Source organism: Enterobacter sp. ku-bf2, from assembly GCF_001742765.1.
Classification (GTDB): domain Bacteria; phylum Pseudomonadota; class Gammaproteobacteria; order Enterobacterales; family Enterobacteriaceae; genus Enterobacter; species Enterobacter quasiroggenkampii.
In genome coordinates this window covers 110,855-130,849 of sequence record NZ_MDVW01000002.1, presented here as the reverse complement: position 1 = coordinate 130,849, position 19,995 = coordinate 110,855, and the positions used below count along the sequence as shown (strand labels likewise).

The window sequence follows — 19,995 nt, the reverse complement described above, 5'->3', positions numbered from 1 at the left end:
TCACTCCTGCCATTGGGATACATTGCTCAGCATTTTTGCCATCAGTATGTCTCTGGCCTGGCTGCTTTTGTCACCACCACATAACAGCACGATGATGTAATTGCCCTGGTCTTTAAAATAGATTCTGTAGCCCGGACCAAAGTGGATACTTAGCTCACTTATACCTTCTCCCACGGGTTTAACGTCGCCCGCTAGGCCATTTGCCAACCGAAAGAGGCGGGAAGCGATAATGGTCTTCGCTCGTCGATCTTTTAAGTTTTGCTCCCAGCGTCGGAAGGATTCTGTCTGAACAATCTCCTTCATATTACTCCCTGTGATTTATAAACTACAAACACTTCTCCATGGAGAGTAAAACTAAAAGGCTTGAACACATGGGTAAATGACAGGATGCAAAATCCTGAAAGCGTCTCGCAAACTAAAAAACCCGTCTCAGTTACCGTCGGCTAATCTTTTTTTCCAGTCCATACCTAAGGTATATTTCGCCCTTCACAGGAGAAACTATGCTGCCAACTCAATCAACCCGATTAAACAAATACATTAGCGAGAGCGGGATCTGCTCACGTCGCGAGGCGGACCGTTACATTGAACAAGGTAATGTGTTCCTCAACGGCAAACGCGCCACGATTGGTGACCAGGTGATGCCTGGCGACGTGGTTAAAGTGAATGGTCAGCTCATCGAACCGCGTGATGCCGAAGACCTGGTGTTTATCGCGTTGAACAAACCGGTTGGGATTGTCAGCACCACGGAAGATGGCGAGCGGGACAACATCGTTGATTTCGTGAACCACAGCAGCCGTATCTTTCCGATTGGCCGTCTGGATAAAGACTCTCAGGGGCTGATTTTCCTCACCAACCACGGCGATCTGGTCAACAAGATCCTGCGTGCCGGTAACGATCACGAGAAAGAGTACATTGTGACGGTGAATAAGCCGGTCACGGACGACTTTATTCGCGGTATGGGCGCCGGTGTGCCGATCCTCGGTACCGTTACGAAAAAGTGTAAGGTGAAGAAAGAAGCGCCGTTTGCGTTCCGTATTACCCTTGTGCAGGGCTTAAACCGCCAGATCCGCCGCATGTGCGAATACTTCGGTTATGAAGTGACGAAGCTGGAGCGCACGCGCATCATGAACGTCAGCCTGTCCGGCATTCCGCTGGGCGAATGGCGCGACTTAACGGACGACGAACTGATCGAGCTGTTCAAGCTTATTGAGAACTCCTCGTCCGAAGCGAAGCCGAAGGCCAAAGCAAAACCGAAAACCCAGGCGATTAAGCGTCCGGTCGTGAAGGCACCGCAGGCGGAAGAGAAAGGACGCGGCAAACCGGGCAACGGGAAGCGATTTACCCAGCCTGGCCGTAAAAAGAAAGGGCGCTAGCTAGCGCCTTCCACGGGTAGAGGTATTGGCCGACCAGGAAAAGGTCGTTTCAGTATCCGGCTTGTAAGCCTGCTGCTTTTTCAATTTGCGGGCTTTTTTCGCCTCGGCGTCACGCTGCGCCATCAGTTTGTCGATGTACTCTTTTTTCACCTGATTGGTTTCGGCGTTGGTCAGCGTACGGCCATGCGCGATGCGGGCGCGGTCGAGAAGCGTTTTCAGTTCGCGCTGCTCGGCTTCCGTCATGTCTTTCTGGGTCAAACGTGGTGTCGCCATTGCTGAAGCCTCCTGAGAGAGAGGCTTCAGTGTAAAGCAAGCTGAGTCAATTAACCCTGCTTCACCGCATCTTTTTTCGTTTGTTCCTCAATCGGTTTGCCGGACCAGTAGCCCGCCAGCAGCGAGCCGGAGAGGTTGTGCCAGACGGAGAACAGCGCACCCGGCAGGGCCGCCAGCGGCGAGAAGTAGATTTTACCGAGCGCCGCCGCCAGGCCGGAGTTCTGCATCCCTACCTCGATTGCCAGCGTGCGGCAGGTCGATTCGTCGAAGCCAAACAGTTTCCCGCCCCAGTAGCCGCCCAGCAGGCCAATGGTGTTATGCAGCACCACCGCGACGATCACCACAAAGCCTACGGAAGCAATGTGCGAGGCGGAGCCCGCCACCACGGCGCTGATGATGGCCAGAATACAGACCATCGAAAATGCGGGCAGGTATGGCTCAACGGCCTTCACCACGCGCGGGAAAAGATGGTGAATGACCAGCCCCAGCGCAATCGGGATCACCACGATTTGCAGAATGCTCAGCAGCATACCCATCACGTCCACCTGAATATGCGCATCCACGTACAGGCGGGTTAACAGCGGCGTGGCAATCACGCCCACCAGCGTAGAGACGGACGAGATAGTGACGGAGAGCGCCACGTCGCCTTTCGCCAGATAGATCATGACGTTGGACGCCGTGCCGCTGGCCACGCTGCCCACCAGCACCATCCCGGCGGAAAGGTCGGGCGGCATCTTAAAGGCCATCGCCAGCAGCCACGCCGCGAGCGGCATCACCAGGTAGTGCAGAAATATTCCTGCCGCGACGGGCGCAGGGCGAGACAGCACGCGTTTGAAGTCGTCGACTTTCAGATGCACGCCCATACCGAACATGATCAGCATCAGCAGCGTGGTGACCCACGGACCAATACCGGTGAACGTGGTGGGCGTGTAATACGCGAGTACGGAGAGCAGCAGCGCCCATAACGGGAACAGCCGCGTAATAGCGGATAACATAATGATTTCCTTGCGATGAATGTTGTATGTGTTTGTTATAAAAAGCCGGGATCGAGCCCGGCTATAGTTATTGTTTATCGCGTAAGGAAGTAATATTCAAATGAATTATGACCGGATGCTTTCCCAGCTCAGACTAAAGCGAGCCAGATATTTGCGCAGTCGGTCGGCGTCGTTAGGATTGGCTTTTTTGAGCCGTGAAACGGCAAACAGCTCACGACCGGCTTCAGACAACGATGCGCTGCGGCGACATACCTCCAGCACCGTTTCAAGTTGCCGCTGGTCAAAAAGGTCAATCTCCATGTCAGTTGCAGGCTGCGTCACGTCAGTTTGCCAGTCGGTCTGAAGACGTGAGATCTCCTCCAACACCAGATCCTGAGTAATACGCCCTCGTTCCGCCAGGGTCGCCATGCGTGCGACGCTGGCGCTCAGTTCGCGAAAGTTGCCCCGCCACAGCGCCCTGCTGGAACAGGCAAAGGCCAGATAGCCTTCGCGCGCCTCTTTATCGAAGCGGATTTGCGTCTGGCTTTCGCGAGAGAAACGTTGAAGTTCGTAGTCGACATTCGGCGTGATGTCCTCTTTCCGTTGGGCAAGGCCGGGCAAGGCAAAGCTCCACATATTAATACGGGCATAGAGATCTTCACGAAAACGTCCCTCTGCCACCCACTGGCGCATATCACGGTGGGTTCCGGCGATAAGTTGAAAATCGCTGTGAACTTCTTTATCGGAGCCAAACGGGAAAAAAGTTTTCTCTTCAATGGCTTTGAGGAGCATCGCCTGTTCATCCAGGCCTAGTTCGGCAATCTCGTCGAGGAAAAGGACGCCGCCATCGGCTTCACGCAGCAGGCCGCTGCGCGCCGACAGTGCGCCGGTAAAGGCTCCTTTCACATGGCCGAACAGCGTGGACATGGCGTTATCACCGCGCAGGGTCGCGCAGTTGACGGAAACCAGCTTGCCGGAAACTTGATGGCGTGACTGCTTAAGCTGATAAATGCGGTTCGCGAGGAACGACTTGCCCGCGCCGGTGGGGCCAGTCAGCAGGATCGGGGCTGTTGAACGTAGCGCCACGCGTTCAATCTTGTCGATAAGAGTGTTAAAGGTGGCATTTCGCGTATCAATGCCCGCTTTCAGAAATGAGATTGACTGCTGCTGCTCGCGCTGAAAACGGTTGGTAAGGGTCGTGTAGCGGCTTAAATCCAGGTCGATAATTGAGTAAGTTCCGGCTGCAGTCTCCTCAGCAGAGGCTTCTTTTCTGGCAGGGCCAGTCTGCAAAAGGCTGGCGGGAAGATAGCGGGCTTCCGTCAGCAGGAACCAGCAGATCTGCGCCACATGCGTGCCGGTGGTGATATGGACGAAATACTCTTCGTGATCGGTATCAAACGTGTACTGGGTGGCGAAATCGAGAAACGCGGCATAAACCTCTTCGAAATCCCACGGGTCTTCAATGATTACCGTGCTGGGACGCACCTCGGTGTGGGGGGAAACCAGCACAATATCTTCCGCCAGTTGCTGAGCCATGCCGAGATCTCGCGGTTGATGTAGCAGCTCCAGCCTGTCGACCGGGAAATCCGGCTGTTGGCACAGCCCGACGGTCGGTCGCCATTTGCGAAAGCGATTAGCCCGCTTTCCCCGTTTATCCATCACGGTGCCAAGCACCCCGATCACCACCTTCCGCTTCTTCATGTTTATCCAAAAAGATAATTTCCGATATAACAGGATAAAAAATGTTGAGCCGAACGGCAATGCATGAAAAGCCTGATAAATAAAAAATAATTAATTATCAATGAAATAAAAAAATAAAACGGCGATTTTTGTTTTTGGCACGCTTCTGGCAATACAGATAACGTCACGACGTTGAGCACACTGGGGGTTAAGGCCCCGTCGGCGCACCAGGAACGGCAAGGCTGTTTTCCGGGGGCGTTCCGTCAACCCATGACAGACAGAAGGGTTCGATTCCCGATTCATTCTCCCAATGAAAACTGGTTGTAAACATCAAAGTAAAAACGGGGATTGCGCAGTCAGCAATCCCAATGAAGGTCGCCGGTAATGGCGCCGGATCGCAGGCGAAAAGGCATTCCCCTGTGATTTCGTGCCTGCACCCGCGCCTGACTTTAAGGAATATAAAATGGCTAAAAAAATCACGATAAAAAAAGGTCAGTTAGGACTGGTAGCAAAAGCTGGCGATTATTACCGGGTACTGGAGGCGGGTGAACACCGTCTGGGTTGGTTCAATACTGACGACGTGCTGGTGGTGAGCCAGGACGGCAGCGAGGTGCCGGGTGCGCTGGCGGATTATCTGCGCCGCTTTCAGCCTGACTGGGTGGCACGTTACTGCCTGGCGGTTGATCTTACTGCGGATGAAATCGGGGTGTTATCGAACAACGGCGTATTGCAGGAGATTGTGCCGCCTTGTACACGTCGTCTGTACTGGCAGCAGGATGCGGCGTTGAGCCTGCGAAGAATTGATACCCGTGATGTGCGGGTGCCGGAGGACGTGATGAATGCTGCTCTGCAGCCGCGTCGCAATGGCGCGGTAAAAGGGCGTGACGCGATGCTGGTCGTACAGGTACCTGCCTGGCACGTCGGGGTGGTGAAAATCGACGGAGAAATTCAGGCACTGTTACCGCCGGGACTGACGGCATACTGGAAAATTAACCATCTTGTCGAGGCAGAGGTAGTGGATACGCGCCTTCAGGTAGTAGAAGTGAGCGGGCAGGAGATCCTGACGAAGGACAAAGTTAACCTGCGCCTGAACCTGGCGGCTAACTGGCGTTACAGCGACGTGTTGCAGGCCTGCGGACAGCTTACGAAACCGCTGGAACATTTGTACCGCGAACTCCAGTTCGCACTGCGTGAAGCGGTCGGCACACGCACGCTCGATGAGTTACTGGAAGATAAGCAGATCATTGACGAGGTGGTCAGCAAACAGGTGCAAGGCCGCCTGTCATCCTTTGGAATGGAAATTGCGTCGCTTGGGGTAAAAGATATTGTTTTACCTGGTGATATGAAAACGATTTTATCCCGTCTGGTAGAGGCCGAAAAATCGGCCCAGGCAAATGTTATTCGCCGACGTGAAGAAACGGCGGCGACACGATCGCTGTTAAACACCGCAAAGGTGATGGAAAACAACCCGGTGGCGCTGCGTTTAAAAGAGCTGGAAACCCTGGAAAGGGTCGCGGAGCGTATCGACAAAATTTCAGTATTTGGTGGCCTGGACCAGGTATTACACGGCCTTGTTAACCTGAAAGGATAACGCAATGCAACAGAATGATTTTGAATTACTGACGGCGTCAAACGGCGCCCCGATCAAAATGTGGACTCACGGTGTGCCCGTGGAGCCAGAGGCACAGGCGCAGTTACTGAATACCGCAAAGATGCCGTTTATTTTCAAACACCTTGCGGTGATGCCCGACGTTCATCTCGGTAAAGGCTCAACCATCGGCAGCGTGATCCCGACCAAAGGGGCAATTATTCCTGCGGCGGTTGGCGTGGATATTGGTTGCGGGATGATTGCCGTTCGCACGTCGCTGGTGGCCGGTGATTTGCCGGATAATCTCAGCGGTTTACGTAGCGCCATTGAACAGGCAGTACCGCATGGGAGAACCAATACCCGTTCTCGACGGGATAAAGGCGCGTGGGAAACGCCACCGAAAGAAGTGGACGATCGCTGGTTGGTGTTGGCCCCACGTTTTAAACAACTCACGGATAAATACCCGCAGTTGCGGAAAACCAACAACTATCAGCATCTGGGCACGCTGGGTACCGGAAATCACTTTATTGAAATTTGCCTCGATGAGCAGCAGCGCGTCTGGGTGATGTTGCACAGCGGCTCGCGCGGCGTAGGAAACGCCATCGGTAATGTGTTTATCGCCCTGGCACAGCAGGATATGCAGCATCACCTGGGACATCTGCCGGATAAAAATCTGGCCTATTTTCAGGAGGGGAGTCGTCACTATGAGGACTACATCGAGGCGGTGGAGTGGGCGCAGGATTTTGCCCGCCACAATCGGGAAGTGATGATGTCGCGCGTGCTGGCGGCGCTCTCTCGCGAAGTGACTAAGCCCTTTATTACGCAGCAGGAGGCGGTTAACTGCCATCACAACTATGTGCAGAAAGAGCATCACTTTGGGGAAGAGGTACTGATCACGCGCAAAGGTGCGGTGTCGGCGCAGAAAGGGCAAATGGGGATTATTCCGGGCTCAATGGGCGCAAAGAGCTTCATCGTGCGTGGCCTCGGCAACGAGCAAAGCTTCTGTTCCTGCAGCCACGGCGCTGGGCGAGTGATGAGCCGAACGGCGGCAAAAAAACGCTATACCCTTAGCGACCATATTCAGGCGACCTCTCACGTAGAGTGTCGCAAAGACAATGAGGTGATCGATGAAACGCCGATGGCCTATAAAGACATTGATGCCGTGATGGCCGCGCAATCGTCGCTGGTGGAGATCGTTCACACCCTGCGTCAGGTAGTGTGTGTAAAAGGATAAAAAAATGAGCAACAACGATGTTGATAGCGCGATGCGCGCACGAGTCTGCGCGCAACTTCGCGATATAGAGCAGCGCTATAACGTGCGCGTGCTCTACGCCTGTGAATCGGGCAGCCGGGGATGGGGATTTGCCTCACCGGATAGCGATTATGATGTGCGGTTTTTGTACGTTCACCGCCCAGAATGGTATCTGCGCGTCGAAGCCCAACGGGATGTGATCGAGCTGCCGATAGATGATGAACTGGACGTATGTGGCTGGGAATGGCGCAAGGCACTGGGCCTGCTGAAGGGGGCAAACCCGACGCTTATCGAGTGGCTGGATTCCCCTATTGTTTATCAGGAGGATGAGACGGTAGTGGCCGAGTTGCGCGCGCTGATACCCGCGTGGTTCTCACCATTGCGCGCCCGCTGGCATTACTACTCGATGGCCCGAAAAAACTTCCATGAATATTTACAGGGGGAAACGGTTCGGCTGAAAAAGTACTTTTATGTTCTGCGCCCTTTGCTGGCGGCGCGGTGGGTAGAAGCGGGGAAAGGCGTTCCACCGATGCGTTTTACCGAACTGCTTGCCGGGAGCGAACTGTGTGCGCCGTTACGTGCGGAAATCGATGCATTGCTGGAAATAAAACAGCGCGCAGATGAAGCGGAATATGGTCCTAAACGGCCATTACTCCACGCTTTTTTGCAAAATGAGCTGGTGAGAGGAGAAGTACCGCCGGTACTACCCGACAGCAGAGAAGGAAATTTAAAAGATCTGGATTCGTTGCTGATGAGAACAGTAATGAAAAGCTAAAGAATGGCCCGGTAGTGAAAACGCCCGGGCCATTCTTGCGCTTATTCAAACAAATTCTGATGAAGCTTCTGCACAACCTGCTCGGCCTGATCGGCTGGCACCAGGAAGCAGAGGTTATAGCTGGACGCACCGTAGCAAATCATGCGGATGTTGAACGGGTCGAGCACGCCAAACACCTCTTTGCCCACGCCGCAGGCGCGTGACAGCTTGTTACCGATGATGGCAACCAGCGCCAGGTCTTCTTCGACTTCCACGCGGCACAGCTCAGACAGCTCAATCAGCAGCGACTGCGTCAGCAGGGTATCACCGGTTGAGGTAGAGCCCGTGGTGTCCAGCGTCAGCGCAATGCTCACTTCAGAGGTGGTGATCAGGTCCACGGAGATGTTGTGGCGCGCCAGAATGCCAAACACTTCCGCCAGGAAACCGCGGGAGTGCAACATATTGTGGCTGTGCAGGGTGACCAGCGTCTGGCGACGGCGCAGGGCCAGTGCGCGGAACAGCGGCGGGTTTTCCGTTTTCTTACAGACCAGCGTGCCGCCCGCTTTTGGATCTTTACTGGAGCCGACAAAGACCGGAATATCGCTGCGCACAGCAGGCAGCAGCGTTGCCGGGTGCAGCACTTTCGCGCCGAAGGTGGCCATTTCCGCCGCTTCTTCAAACGCGATCACATCAATACGTTTCGCCGCAGAAACGACGCGCGGGTCGGTGGTGTAAATACCCGGAACGTCAGTCCAGATATCCACGCGCGTGGCATGCAGGGCCTCGCCCAGCAGCGCGGCGGTGTAGTCGCTGCCGCCACGGCCAAGCGTGGTGGTGCGGCCCTTCGCTTCACTGCCGATAAAGCCCTGGGTGATCACGATGCCGTCTGCCAGACGCGGGGCCAACTGCTGATTGGTCAGCTCGGCCAGTGCTTCAACGTCCGGCTCGGCGCGACCAAAGCGGTCGCTGGTGCGCATCACTTTACGCACGTCAAACCACTGCGCCTGAATGTTACGCTCGCGCATGATTTCAACAAACAGCAGGGTGGACATCAGTTCACCGTGGCTGACCAGCTCGTCGGTCAGGGCGGTGGAGGTGGCCAGCGAGGCGGCTTCTGCCAGGGTGGTGATGTTTTCCAGCAGACGTTCCACTTCCTCGCGGATGACGTTCGGGTTCTGCAGACGCTCAAGAATGTCGAACTGAATTTTGCGCAGTGCATCCAGCTTCACGAAACGTTCTGTCGCTTCCAGTCCTTCAGACAGAGAAACCAGCAGGTTCGTCACGCCGGCAGATGCAGACAGCACCACCAGGCGGGTATTCGGATCGGCCAGCACCACATCGGCGCTGCGGTTCATGGCATCGTAATCGGCCACACTGGTGCCGCCAAATTTGGCGACCACAAAACTCGTCATAACAACCTCGTGTCAGGGAATGAATAAGCGACCTTGGCACAAGAGTGAAACGAAAACAGGTGCAGGCGCAAAATACGGCCCTATAAATAAAATGCGGGGGAGGTCCTGTCAATGCTGGGATTATGCGGATTTTTTATGGGGGGGTACCCCTGAGAAACAGGACTTATAACAGGGCCAGATTTTATGCTCCGTTTTAGGGCATTTTGACCGACATTTCACCGCTCCTGGAAGGCGCTTCAGCAGCTATACTTTTCGGGTCTTTTCACCTGTGTTTGATGCAGGCCAGGGCAATGGCATAAAAACCATCACAATTTTTATTTGCAGGCGCTACAATCGACCGCAGTCACAATTCTCAAATCAGAAGAGTATTGCTAATGAAAAACATCAACCCAACGCAGACCGCTGCCTGGCAGGCACTCCAGAAACATTTTGATGAAATGAAAGACGTCACCATCGCGGATCTGTTCGCGAAAGATGCCGATCGTTTCAACAAGTTCTCCGCGACCTTCGACGACCTGATGCTGGTGGATTTCTCTAAAAACCGCATTACCGAAGAGACGCTGGCAAAACTGCAGGATCTGGCGAAAGAAACCGAGCTGGCGGACGCCATCAAATCCATGTTCTCCGGTGAGAAGATCAACCGCACCGAAGACCGTGCCGTGCTGCACGTCGCTCTGCGTAACCGTAGCAATACGCCAATCATCGTTGACGGCAAAGACGTCATGCCGGAAGTGAACGCGGTGCTGGAAAAGATGAAAACCTTCTCCGAAGCGATCATCTCCGGTAGCTGGAAAGGCTACACCGGCAAAGCGATCACCGACGTGGTAAACATCGGTATCGGCGGTTCTGACCTCGGCCCGTTCATGGTGACCGAAGCGCTGCGTCCGTACAAAAACCACCTCAATATGCACTTTGTGTCTAACGTCGATGGTACCCACATTGCCGAAGTGCTGAAGAACGTGAACCCGGAAACCACCCTGTTCCTGGTTGCGTCTAAAACCTTTACCACCCAGGAAACCATGACCAACGCCCACAGCGCGCGCGACTGGTTCCTGAAAACCGCGGGCGACAACAAGCACGTGGCGAAACACTTCGCGGCGCTGTCTACTAACGGTAAAGCCGTCAGCGAGTTCGGTATCGACACCGCGAACATGTTCGAGTTCTGGGACTGGGTTGGTGGCCGCTACTCTCTGTGGTCTGCAATTGGCCTGTCCATCATCCTGTCCGTGGGCTTCGACAACTTCGTTGAGCTGCTCTCCGGCGCGCACGCGATGGACAAACACTTCTCCACCACCGCACCAGAGAAAAACCTGCCGGTACTGCTGGCGCTGATCGGGATCTGGTACAACAACTTCTTCGGCGCTGAAACCGAAGCGATCCTGCCGTACGACCAGTATATGCACCGCTTTGCTGCGTACTTCCAGCAGGGCAACATGGAATCCAACGGTAAATACGTTGACCGTAATGGCAACGCGGTGGACTACCAGACTGGCCCAATCATCTGGGGCGAGCCGGGTACTAACGGCCAGCATGCTTTCTACCAGCTGATTCACCAGGGCACCAAAATGGTACCGTGCGATTTCATCGCCCCGGCTATCACCCATAACCCGCTGTCCGATCACCATCCGAAGCTGCTGTCCAACTTCTTCGCCCAGACCGAAGCGCTGGCGTTCGGTAAATCCCGCGAGGTGGTAGAGCAGGAATACCGCGACCAGGGTAAAGATCCGGCAACGCTGGACCACGTTGTCCCGTTCAAAGTATTCGAAGGCAACCGTCCAACCAACTCCATCCTGCTGCGCGAAATCACGCCGTTCAGCCTGGGTGCGCTGATTGCTCTGTACGAGCACAAAATCTTCACGCAGGGCGCGATCCTGAACATCTTCACCTTTGACCAGTGGGGCGTTGAGCTGGGCAAACAGCTGGCAAACCGTATTCTGCCAGAGCTGGGTGATGATAAAGCGATTACCAGCCATGACAGCTCGACCAATGGTTTGATCAACCGTTATAAAGCATGGCGTGCGTAATTAAAACGTCATGAAAACGTGCCGGCTTAATGCCGGCATTTTTTTATCGGATAATTCCTGATGTCTGTTAGTTAACTCAAATTCTGGTTCTGAGTTTAATCCGAAAAAGACGCTTAACCCGTTAATTGCTGCGGTTTATTTTAAGAAAATACGCAGAAGTCAGTTAATATCTATATATTATAACTTATTGATTTTTATTAGTTATATATTTTCCTGTTTTTCCTTTCATTTCGGTTTTATCCATTAGTCCGAAAACCCTCTCCCTATTTCCCCTTACGGCAAACCCGCGGCAGTAGTTGTGTATACTCGATTCCGCCTGAAATTCTTTTCGGGCAAATCTCCATTCATTCATTGAAGGGAAATTGTTATGAAGAAAGTACTGTATGGCATTTTTGCCATATCTGCGCTTGCGGCGACATCTGTCTATGCAGCTCCGGTTCAGGTCGGGGAAGCGGCAGGGTCGGCTGCGACGTCTGCGTCTGCGGGGAGTTCTACCGCAGCCAGCGCCAGCACCGTAAGTTCAGCCGTGGGTGTCGCGCTGGCGGCAACCGGTGGCGGTGATGGCTCCAACACCGGAACCACGACCACCACGACAACCAGCACCCAGTAATAGCGGGTGTTTTAATCATAACCACACTTCGGTGTGGTTATTTCGCCCCTTCGGAGAAGAGTCGTGAAGCGACCTGCAATCATTCTGATTTGCCTGCTGCTGCAGGCGTGCTCGGCCACCACTAAAGGGCTGGGAAACTCACTGTGGGAAAGCCTGTTCGGCACACCGGGCGTGCATCTGACCGATGACGAACTTCAGAACATGCCCTATGCCAGTCAGTACATGCAGCTTAACGATGGCCCGCAACTGTTTGTGGTGCTCGCTTTCGATGAAAACGGGCAGCAGAAATGGGTGACGCAGGATCAGGCCACCATCGTGACGCAGCATGGCCGTATCGTGAAAACCCTGTTGGGCGGCGATAACCTGCTGGAGGTGAATAATATCGCCGACGACCCGCTGATCAAGCCGAACCAGATCGCCGACGGCGCAGGCTGGACGCGCACGATGGGCTGGACCGAACACAAGCAGGTGCGTTACGCCACGGCACGCTCGACCTTCCGCTGGGATGGCACCGACAGCGTGAAAGTCGGCAGCGACGAAACGCAGGTTCGCGTGCTGGATGAAGAGGTCACCACCGACCAGGCCACCTGGCACAACCGCTTCTGGATCGACGAGGAAGGGCAGATCCGTCAGTCCTTACAGTATCTCGGTGCCGGTTTCTTCCCGGTCAAAACCACCCTGATCAAGGCGGCGAAATCATGAAAACGCTCATTCACGTTGCGCTTATCGCCAGTTTTGCCGCGCCGCTGGCATGGTCCGCCGGGACAGTAAAGGTCTACACGCCGGACAGTGAAAAACCCAAAACCTTAACCCACGCCGAGCATCTGCTCGATCTTGTCGGACAGCCAAGGCTCGCCAACAGCTGGTGGCCAGGCGCGGTCATCGCTGAACGGCAGAAGACCGTGGAAGCGGAACAGCAGCACAAGGCGCTTCTTGCCAGGCTAACGGGACTCGCGGAGCAGGAAGATGGCGACGACGCGGCGGCCATTAATAGCGTCCGTCAGCAACTGCAGGCGCTGAAGGTGACGGGCCGACAGAACGTCAATCTTGACCCGGATGAGGTGCGCGTCACGGAAAACGGCAACCCCACGCTGGAAGGGGACTATACGCTCTGGCTTCCGGCGAAGCCGACGACGGTGACCGTGATGGGGCTTATCAGCAGCCCGGGTAAGAAGCCCTTTACCCCCGGTCGTGACGTGGCGAGCTATCTCGACGAGCAGAGTCTGCTGAGCGGCGCGGATAACAGCTATGCCTGGGTGGTTTACCCTGACGGCCACACGCAAAAAGCCCCTGTCGCTTACTGGAATAAGCGTCATATCGAACCCATGCCGGGCAGCATTATTTTTGTCGGTTTTGCCGACCATTTCTGGACGAAGGCGTATGACGGGCTTAACGCCGATATCCTTCACTCCCTGATTCAGCGGATACCGGAATAATGAAAAGAACCTATCTCTACAGCATGCTGGCGCTCTGCGTGAGTGCCGCCTGCCATGCAGAAACGTATCCGGCACCCATTGGCCCGTCTCAGTCAGACTTCGGCGGCGTCGGTTTACTGCAAACGCCCACCGCGCGTATGGCGCGTGAAGGGGAAATTAGCCTTAACTACCGTGATAACGACCAGTATCGCTACTACTCGGCGTCGGTTCAGCTGTTCCCGTGGCTTGAAACCACGCTGCGCTATACCGACGTGCGGACGAAACAATACAGCAGCGTCGAGGCGTTCTCAGGCGATCAGACCTACAAAGATAAAGCCTTCGACGTCAAGCTGCGCCTGTGGGAAGAGAGCTACTGGATGCCGCAGGTCTCCGTGGGTGCCAAAGATATCGGCGGTACCGGCCTGTTTGACGCGGAATACATCGTGGCCAGCAAGGCCTGGGGACCGTTTGATTTCTCACTCGGTCTGGGATGGGGCTATCTCGGCACCAGCGGCAACGTGAAAAACCCGTTTTGCTCCTACAGCGATAAATACTGCTACCGCGATAACAGTTACCAGAAAGCGGGCTCCATCAACGGTGACCAGATGTTCCACGGTCCGGCGTCACTGTTTGGCGGCGTTGAATATCAGACGCCCTGGCAGCCATTACGCCTGAAGCTGGAGTACGAGGGGAATGACTACTCGCAGGACTTCGCCGGGAAGATTGAGCAGAAGAGCAAGTTTAACGTCGGCGCCATTTATCGCGTCACCGATTGGGCCGACGTTAACCTCAGCTACGAGCGCGGCAATACGGTGATGTTTGGCTTCACGCTGCGCACCAACTTTAACGACATGCGGCCGCACTACAATGATAACGCGCGGCCTGCATACCAGCCGGAGCCGCAGGATGCGATTCTGCAGCACTCCGTGGTGGCAAACCAGCTGACGCTGCTGAAATACAATGCCGGTCTGGCGGATCCAAAAATTCAGGTGAAAGGCGATACGCTGTACGTCACCGGCGAGCAGGTGAAATACCGCGACTCGCGTGAAGGGATCGAACGCGCCAACCGGATCATCATGAACGATCTCCCGGACGGGATCCGCACGATCCGCGTGACGGAGAATCGTCTCAACCTGCCGCAGGTGACGACGGAAACGGATGTTGCCAGCCTTAAGCGCCACCTGGAGGGCGAACCGCTTGGGCATGAAACCGAGCTGGTACAAAAACGCGTTGAGCCGATCGTGCCGGAGACCACCGAGCAGGGCTGGTATATCGACAAGTCGCGCTTCGATTTCCATATCGATCCGGTGCTGAACCAGTCCGTCGGCGGGCCGGAAAACTTCTACATGTATCAGCTGGGCGTCATGGCGACGGCGGATCTGTGGCTCACCGACCACCTGCTGACCACTGGCAGCCTGTTCGGCAACATCGCCAACAACTACGACAAGTTCAACTACACCAACCCGCCAAAAGACTCGACGCTGCCGCGCGTGCGTACCCGCGTGCGTGAGTACGTGCAGAACGATGCCTACGTGAATAACCTGCAGGCCAACTACTTCCAGTACTTCGGCAACGGCTTCTACGGCCAGGTGTACGGCGGGTATCTGGAAACCATGTACGGTGGTGCGGGGGCAGAAGTGCTTTATCGTCCTGTCGACAGCAACTGGGCGTTCGGGATTGATGCCAACTACGTCAAACAGCGTGACTGGCGCAGCGCCCAGGACATGATGAAGTTCACCGACTACAGCGTCAAAACCGGCCACCTGACCGCCTACTGGACGCCGTCGTTCGCGCCTGACGTGCTGGTGAAAGCCAGCGTCGGCCAGTACCTGGCGGGCGACAAGGGCGGCACGCTGGATATCTCCAAACACTTCGACAGCGGCGTCGTGGTGGGCGGCTATGCCACCATCACCAACGTCTCGCCGGACGAGTACGGGGAAGGAGACTTCACCAAAGGGGTTTACGTGTCGATTCCGCTGGATCTCTTCTCATCCGGTCCAACCCGCAGCCGCGCGGCCATCGGCTGGACGCCGCTGACGCGCGACGGCGGTCAGCAGCTTGGACGTAAGTTCCAGCTGTATGATATGACCAGCGACAAGAACATTAACTTCCGCTGATGCCCCTCACCCTAACCCTCTCCCCAAAGGGGAGAGGGGAGCGCTCGGTGCTGTCTTTTTCCCCTCGCCCCTTTGGGGAGAGGGCCGGGGTGAGGGGAATCCTCTCCGGTGCGCTAAACATAAACAAAAAATATAGATCTCCGTCACATTTTTGCGTTATACAGAAACCTCGCCCTGGAGAATGAGGTGCTGTATGACATCCCTGACTCGCCCGCGCGTTGAGTTTATCTCAACTATCCTCCAGACCGTGCTGAACCTCGGTCTGTTGAGCCTTGGCCTGATACTGGTCGTCTTTTTGGGTAAGGAGACGGTGCATCTGGCGGATGTGCTGTTTGCCCCTGAACAAACCAGCAAATATGCGCTGGTGGAAGGACTGGTGGTCTATTTTCTCTACTTTGAATTTATCGCCCTGATTGTGAAGTATTTTCAGTCCGGCTTTCACTTCCCGCTGCGTTATTTTGTCTACATCGGGATCACCGCGATTGTGCGGCTGATCATCGTCGATCATAAATCCCCGCTCGACGTGCTGATCTACTCGGCGGCGATCCTGCTGCTGGTGATCACCCTCTGGCTGTGTAACTCGAAGCGGCTGAAGCGAGAATAAAAAAATGGCGCTCCGAAGAGCGCCTAACAACAGTCACAAGTTGGGTCAATACAATACGTCTAAAGTTGAGGGTTGCAGTGGCATAACAAAATGAAACTTAACCTTTCACACCGCCCGCCGTCAGGCCGTTGACCAGCCAGCGCTGCGCCAGCAGGAACACCACGGTAATCGGGATGGCAGAGAGTACGGCCGCCGCGGCAAAGTCGCCCCACAGGTAGTTTTGCGGGTTGAGGTATTGCTGCATACCCACGGCCAGGGTGTAGCTGTTCACATCACGCAGTAACAGTGAGGCAACCGGTACTTCGGTGATCGCAGCGATAAACGACAGGATAAACACCACCGCCAGAATCGGCACCGACAGCGGCAGCAGCACCAGGCGGAACGCCTGCCACGGGGTAGCCCCATCCAGCGCGGCCGCTTCTTCCAGCGAGCCGTCGATGGTTTCGAAATAGCCTTTAATGGTCCACACATGCAGTGCGATACCGCCAAGGTAGGCGAAGATCACGCCGCCGTGGGTGTTCAGGCCGATAAACGGAATGTACTGGCCCAGGCGGTCAAACAGGGCGTACAGCGCCACCAGCGACAGCACCGCCGGGAACATCTGGAAAATCAGCATCCCTTTCAGCAGCGTCGCTTTGCCCGGGAAACGCATACGGGCAAATGCGTAAGCGCAGGTGGTGGACAGCGCCACGATACCGATCGCAGTAATGCCTGCGATTTTCACCGAGTTCCACAGCCACAGCAGCACCGGGAACGGCGGTGGCGTGACGCGGCCATCCGCGTGCTCCACGCTGAAGCCCAGCGCGAGCTTCCAGTGCTCCCATGAGATTTCGTCCGGGATCAGGCTCCCGGTGGCGAAGTTACCCGAACGCAGGGAGATGGCGATTACCATCAGCAGCGGGAACATGATCGCCGCGATAAAAATCAGCAGGCCTAAATGCGTCGCCAGGAGGCGCAGTTTCTGAGATTTGGGTTGTACCATAGCCATGTTCAGTGCCCTCCTTAGTCAAATTTCATACGCGTGGCTTTCAGGTTCACTATCGCCAGTGCGCCTACCAGCAGGAAGATCAGGGTGGCAATCGCCGCCGCCAGACCGAAGTCCTGACCGCCGCCGCCTTCGAAGGCGATACGGTAGGTGTAGCTCACGAGCAGGTCGGTATAGCCTGCTGGCGTGGTGGTGCCCAGGCGGTCCGGGCCGCCGTTGGTCAACAGCTGAATCAGCACGAAGTTGTTAAAGTTAAAGGCGAAGCTGGCAATCATCAGCGGGGTGAGCGGCTTGATGAGCAGCGGCAGCGTAATCTTAAAGAAGTTCTGGAACGGACCCGCACCGTCCATCGCCGAAGCTTCGTACAGGTCATCCGGGATGGCCTTCAGCAGCCCCATGCACAGGATCATCATGTACGGATAGCCCAGCCAGGTATTCACGATGATGATCATCGAGCGGGCGGTAGTTGGGTCGCTGAACCAGGCCGGTTTGATGCCGAACAGGGCGCTCAGCATCATGTTGATTTCACCGAAGCTCTGGTTAAACAGCCCTTTGAAAATCAGAATTGAGATAAACGACGGCACGGCATACGGCAGAATCAGCAGCACGCGGTAGATCGCTTTGCCCTTCAGGGATTCCCACTGGACAAGACAGGCCAGCACCATGCCCACGGCCACGGTGAGGATTACGGTCAGTACGGAGAAGACCACCGTCCAGACGAAGATGGCGAAGAACGGTTTCTGAATGCCTTCGTCGGTAAACACGCGGGTAAAGTTGTCCCAGCCGATGGTGACGGTATAGCCCGGGCTGAGCTTGTCATCACCCCATTTGCCGTCGGCAGTAATGGACTGATAGAAACCAATGTCGTTATTCGGACGATATTTCACACCGCTCTGGTTGTTGGTCAGCGTGCCGTCATCCGCCAGGGTATAGAGCGGTTGGGTGCCTGAGAACTGGCGCAACGAGCTCATGATCACTTTGCTTTCGTCTGGCAGCACGGCGGTGAGCTGGGTCAGCGCCTGACGGTTCTGGGTAATGACGCGCAGGTTGGCACGTTCACCTTCCGGCAGGGCTTGCGCCTCTTTTAAGGCCAGCTTCTGCTCGCCGCCAAATTTGAAGGCGTCAGAGACATAGTATTTCCCGCTTGCTTCGTCAGTGAGCGCTAACTTCCACTCGTTGCCTGCAGGATAGAGGCCGAAGTTAAAGGTCTTGCCTGCCTGGTATGAGCGGTCCAGCAGGACCTGCTGCGCGCGTTCCTGCGCAAGCTGGTTGGTGCTGCTGTAGTTGGTAAACGCAATGGCGACGGTACAAATCAACGGGAACAGAACAAACAGCCCCATCCCGGCCACGCCAGGGTAGACATAGCGCCAGGCGTAGGCTTTACGGTTGGCGAAAATATACAGGCCAGCAGAGCTTAAAATCAGCGTCATGATGGCGAACAGATATTCCCCTTGTACGTACATTAAAACAACAAGGTAACCCACCAGCAGGCACAGCAGACCGATCGCTGACCACTTCAGCGCGTCGCTTTGCCACCAGCGTTTCTTTTTAATGACATCCATGGGGTTCTTCCTCTACAACGGTGGAATCTTATCGTCAGGTGGCGCTGCGCTTACCTGACCTACGGATCGTGCCGTAGTCGTAGGGCGGGTAAGCGCACGCGCCACCCGCCGTTTTTCTGCTTACTTCGTAATACGGCCCTGAGCATCTTTCAGCGCGGCATCAACGGTCTGGCGACCGCTTGCAGCGTTGATAACCGCGGTACGGGTGGCGTACCAGAATGCGGCCATCTGTGGGATGTTCGGCATGATTTCGCCTTTCTGGGCGTTATCCATGGTGGCCGCGATACGTGGGTCTTTCGCCAGCTGATCCTGGAAAGATTTCAGCGCGACGGCGCCCAGCGGTTTGTCCTTGTTCACTTCATCCAGACCCTGATCGGTCAGCAGGTAGTTTTCGAGGAACTCTTTCGCCAGCTCTTTGTTCGGGCTGGCAGCGTTGATGCCTGCGCTCAGCACGCCAACGAACGGTTTAGACGGCTTGCCTTTGAAGGTTGGCAGCAGCGTCACGCCGTAGTTGATTTTGCTCTTATCAATGTTGGTCCAGGCCCACGGACCGTTGATGGTCATCGCGGTTTCGCCTTTGTTGAACGCCGCTTCCGCGATGGAGTAATCGGTATCCGCGTTCATGTGTTTGTTCTTGATCAGGTCAACCAGGAAGGTCAGACCCGCTTTCGCACCCGCGCTGTCGACGCCCACGTCTTTCACGTCGTATTTGCCGTTTTCAAACTTGAACGCGTAACCACCGTCGGCAGCAATCAGCGGCCAGGTGAAGTACGGCTCTTGCAGGTTGAACATCAGGGCGGATTTACCTTTCGCCTTCAGCTCTTTATCCAGTTTCGGGATCTCTTCCCAGGTTTTCGGCGGGTTAGGGACCAGGTCTTTGTTGTAAATCAGAGACAGGGCTTCGACCGCGACAGGGTACGCGATCAGCTTGCCGTTATAGCGAACGGCATCCCAGGTGAACGGGAACAGTTTGTCCTGGAACGCTTTGTCCGGGGTGACTTCAGCCAGCAGGCCAGACTGCGCGTAGCCGCCGAAACGGTCATGCGCCCAGAAGATGATGTCCGGGCCGTCGCCGGTTGCCGCAACCTGCGGGAATTTCTCTTCCAGTTTGTCCGGATGCTCTACGGTCACTTTGATGCCGGTGTCTTTCTCGAATTTTTTGCCCACTTCGGCCAGGCCGTTATAGCCTTTGTCGCCGTTAATCCAGATAACCAGTTTGCCTTCTTCAATTTTGGCGAGCGCCGGTGCGGAAATCATCATTGCTGCGAGGGCGGACAATGCGAAAACGCGTGCGCCAGTCTTGATATTCATATCTGCCATCCTTTTTGGTGATGTCTCGTGGTATGACTTCAGTGGTTCAACGTGACTCAGT

18 protein-coding genes are annotated in these 19,995 nt (G+C 55.4%); 10 read left to right on the top strand and 8 right to left on the bottom strand.

Translation table 11 applies throughout. The annotated features are described in order from the left end of the window. The gene (locus BFG58_RS09440) at positions 1–303 is read right to left on the bottom strand and encodes a type II toxin-antitoxin system RelE/ParE family toxin (protein ID WP_069719710.1); all 303 of its coding nucleotides are present in this window, start codon (positions 301–303) and stop codon (positions 1–3) included. Positions 304–500: 197 nt separating this feature from the next. On the opposite strand from BFG58_RS09440, the gene rluF reads away from it, so the two are divergent. Further along, the gene (gene rluF / locus BFG58_RS09435; RefSeq protein ID WP_008503414.1) at positions 501–1,373 is read left to right on the top strand and encodes a 23S rRNA pseudouridine(2604) synthase RluF; all 873 of its coding nucleotides are present in this window, start codon (positions 501–503) and stop codon (positions 1,371–1,373) included. On the opposite strand, the gene BFG58_RS09430 is transcribed toward rluF, so the two are convergent. From BFG58_RS09430 to rtcR, 3 genes are all read right to left on the bottom strand, one after another. Beyond that, positions 1,374–1,646 carry a DUF3811 domain-containing protein gene (locus tag BFG58_RS09430; RefSeq protein WP_014830263.1) on the bottom strand — a complete coding sequence of 91 codons (273 nt, stop codon included), beginning with the start codon at positions 1,644–1,646 and terminating at the stop codon, positions 1,374–1,376. It lies immediately after the preceding gene. Positions 1,647–1,696: 50 nt separating this feature from the next. Next, a complete protein-coding gene (gene panS, locus BFG58_RS09425) occupies positions 1,697–2,641 on the bottom strand; it encodes a ketopantoate/pantoate/pantothenate transporter PanS (RefSeq protein WP_045909140.1) in 945 nt (314 codons plus the stop codon). Positions 2,642–2,746: 105 nt separating this feature from the next. Then, positions 2,747–4,321, bottom strand: coding sequence for an RNA repair transcriptional activator RtcR (gene rtcR / locus BFG58_RS09420; protein ID WP_048030173.1), 1,575 nt, complete (start codon positions 4,319–4,321; stop codon positions 2,747–2,749). A 442-nt stretch (positions 4,322–4,763) separates the two neighbouring features. On the opposite strand from rtcR, the gene BFG58_RS09415 reads away from it, so the two are divergent. Genes BFG58_RS09415 through BFG58_RS09405 form a run of 3 tightly spaced genes read left to right on the top strand, consistent with a single transcriptional unit; the run spans position 4,764 to position 7,915 of the window. Further along, positions 4,764–5,891: a slipin family protein gene (locus BFG58_RS09415; protein WP_048226415.1), complete on the top strand. Its 1,128-nt coding sequence runs from the start codon at positions 4,764–4,766 to the stop codon at positions 5,889–5,891. Positions 5,892–5,895: 4 nt separating this feature from the next. After that, a complete protein-coding gene (locus tag BFG58_RS09410; protein WP_047073138.1) occupies positions 5,896–7,122 on the top strand; it encodes an RtcB family protein in 1,227 nt (408 codons plus the stop codon). Between the two features lie 4 nt (positions 7,123–7,126). After that, complete coding sequence (locus tag BFG58_RS09405; protein WP_069719709.1) at positions 7,127–7,915, top strand: nucleotidyltransferase domain-containing protein; 789 nt, start codon at positions 7,127–7,129, stop codon at positions 7,913–7,915. Positions 7,916–7,956: 41 nt separating this feature from the next. On the opposite strand, the gene lysC is transcribed toward BFG58_RS09405, so the two are convergent. Continuing rightward, positions 7,957–9,306: a lysine-sensitive aspartokinase 3 gene (lysC, locus tag BFG58_RS09400; protein WP_045909145.1), complete on the bottom strand. Its 1,350-nt coding sequence runs from the start codon at positions 9,304–9,306 to the stop codon at positions 7,957–7,959. A gap of 374 nt (positions 9,307–9,680) precedes the next feature. Here lysC and pgi point away from each other — a divergent pair, with 374 nt between their 5' ends. The 6 genes from pgi to psiE all read left to right on the top strand — a co-directional run bounded on the left by pgi (position 9,681) and on the right by psiE (position 16,076). Beyond that, on the top strand, positions 9,681–11,330 hold the full coding sequence (gene pgi / locus BFG58_RS09395) for a glucose-6-phosphate isomerase (protein ID WP_045909146.1): 1,650 nt from the start codon (positions 9,681–9,683) through the stop codon (positions 11,328–11,330). A gap of 367 nt (positions 11,331–11,697) precedes the next feature. Next, entirely contained in the window at positions 11,698–11,940 is a 243-nt protein-coding gene (gene yjbE, locus BFG58_RS09390) for an exopolysaccharide production protein YjbE (RefSeq protein ID WP_008503423.1), read from the top strand. 63 nt (positions 11,941–12,003) lie between these two features. Beyond that, positions 12,004–12,642 carry a YjbF family lipoprotein gene (locus tag BFG58_RS09385; RefSeq protein WP_024906676.1) on the top strand — a complete coding sequence of 213 codons (639 nt, stop codon included), beginning with the start codon at positions 12,004–12,006 and terminating at the stop codon, positions 12,640–12,642. Beyond that, positions 12,639–13,376 carry a capsule biosynthesis GfcC D2 domain-containing protein gene (locus tag BFG58_RS09380; protein WP_069719708.1) on the top strand — a complete coding sequence of 246 codons (738 nt, stop codon included), beginning with the start codon at positions 12,639–12,641 and terminating at the stop codon, positions 13,374–13,376. Before BFG58_RS09385 ends, BFG58_RS09380 begins: the two co-directional genes overlap by 4 nt. Beyond that, complete coding sequence (locus tag BFG58_RS09375; protein ID WP_023345255.1) at positions 13,376–15,472, top strand: YjbH domain-containing protein; 2,097 nt, start codon at positions 13,376–13,378, stop codon at positions 15,470–15,472. Before BFG58_RS09380 ends, BFG58_RS09375 begins: the two co-directional genes overlap by 1 nt. Positions 15,473–15,665: 193 nt before the next feature. Continuing rightward, the gene (psiE, locus tag BFG58_RS09370) at positions 15,666–16,076 is read left to right on the top strand and encodes a phosphate-starvation-inducible protein PsiE (protein WP_000202963.1); all 411 of its coding nucleotides are present in this window, start codon (positions 15,666–15,668) and stop codon (positions 16,074–16,076) included. Between the two features lie 97 nt (positions 16,077–16,173). Here the strand turns inward: psiE and malG are convergent, their stop codons facing one another. From malG to malE, 3 genes are all read right to left on the bottom strand, one after another. Then, positions 16,174–17,064, bottom strand: coding sequence for a maltose ABC transporter permease MalG (gene malG, locus BFG58_RS09365; protein ID WP_008500077.1), 891 nt, complete (start codon positions 17,062–17,064; stop codon positions 16,174–16,176). Positions 17,065–17,078: 14 nt separating this feature from the next. Then, positions 17,079–18,623: a maltose ABC transporter permease MalF gene (gene malF, locus BFG58_RS09360; protein ID WP_048030187.1), complete on the bottom strand. Its 1,545-nt coding sequence runs from the start codon at positions 18,621–18,623 to the stop codon at positions 17,079–17,081. 120 nt (positions 18,624–18,743) lie between these two features. Then, positions 18,744–19,934 (bottom strand): maltose/maltodextrin ABC transporter substrate-binding protein MalE, encoded by a 1,191-nt coding sequence (malE, locus tag BFG58_RS09355; protein ID WP_045909150.1) that lies wholly within the window; start codon positions 19,932–19,934, stop codon positions 18,744–18,746. Positions 19,935–19,995 lie beyond the last annotated feature (61 nt).

Coding starts and splice junctions, on each gene's coding strand:
- BFG58_RS09440 (WP_069719710.1), bottom strand. CDS start 303: ATGAAGGAGATTGTTCAGACAGAATCCTTCCGACGCTGGGAGCAAAAC.
- rluF (WP_008503414.1), top strand. CDS start 501: ATGCTGCCAACTCAATCAACCCGATTAAACAAATACATTAGCGAGAGC.
- BFG58_RS09430 (WP_014830263.1), bottom strand. CDS start 1,646: ATGGCGACACCACGTTTGACCCAGAAAGACATGACGGAAGCCGAGCAG.
- panS (WP_045909140.1), bottom strand. CDS start 2,641: ATGTTATCCGCTATTACGCGGCTGTTCCCGTTATGGGCGCTGCTGCTC.
- rtcR (WP_048030173.1), bottom strand. CDS start 4,321: ATGAAGAAGCGGAAGGTGGTGATCGGGGTGCTTGGCACCGTGATGGAT.
- BFG58_RS09415 (WP_048226415.1), top strand. CDS start 4,764: ATGGCTAAAAAAATCACGATAAAAAAAGGTCAGTTAGGACTGGTAGCA.
- BFG58_RS09410 (WP_047073138.1), top strand. CDS start 5,896: ATGCAACAGAATGATTTTGAATTACTGACGGCGTCAAACGGCGCCCCG.
- BFG58_RS09405 (WP_069719709.1), top strand. CDS start 7,127: ATGAGCAACAACGATGTTGATAGCGCGATGCGCGCACGAGTCTGCGCG.
- lysC (WP_045909145.1), bottom strand. CDS start 9,306: ATGACGAGTTTTGTGGTCGCCAAATTTGGCGGCACCAGTGTGGCCGAT.
- pgi (WP_045909146.1), top strand. CDS start 9,681: ATGAAAAACATCAACCCAACGCAGACCGCTGCCTGGCAGGCACTCCAG.
- yjbE (WP_008503423.1), top strand. CDS start 11,698: ATGAAGAAAGTACTGTATGGCATTTTTGCCATATCTGCGCTTGCGGCG.
- BFG58_RS09380 (WP_069719708.1), top strand. CDS start 12,639: ATGAAAACGCTCATTCACGTTGCGCTTATCGCCAGTTTTGCCGCGCCG.
- BFG58_RS09375 (WP_023345255.1), top strand. CDS start 13,376: ATGAAAAGAACCTATCTCTACAGCATGCTGGCGCTCTGCGTGAGTGCC.
- psiE (WP_000202963.1), top strand. CDS start 15,666: ATGACATCCCTGACTCGCCCGCGCGTTGAGTTTATCTCAACTATCCTC.
- malG (WP_008500077.1), bottom strand. CDS start 17,064: ATGGCTATGGTACAACCCAAATCTCAGAAACTGCGCCTCCTGGCGACG.
- malF (WP_048030187.1), bottom strand. CDS start 18,623: ATGGATGTCATTAAAAAGAAACGCTGGTGGCAAAGCGACGCGCTGAAG.
- malE (WP_045909150.1), bottom strand. CDS start 19,934: ATGAATATCAAGACTGGCGCACGCGTTTTCGCATTGTCCGCCCTCGCA.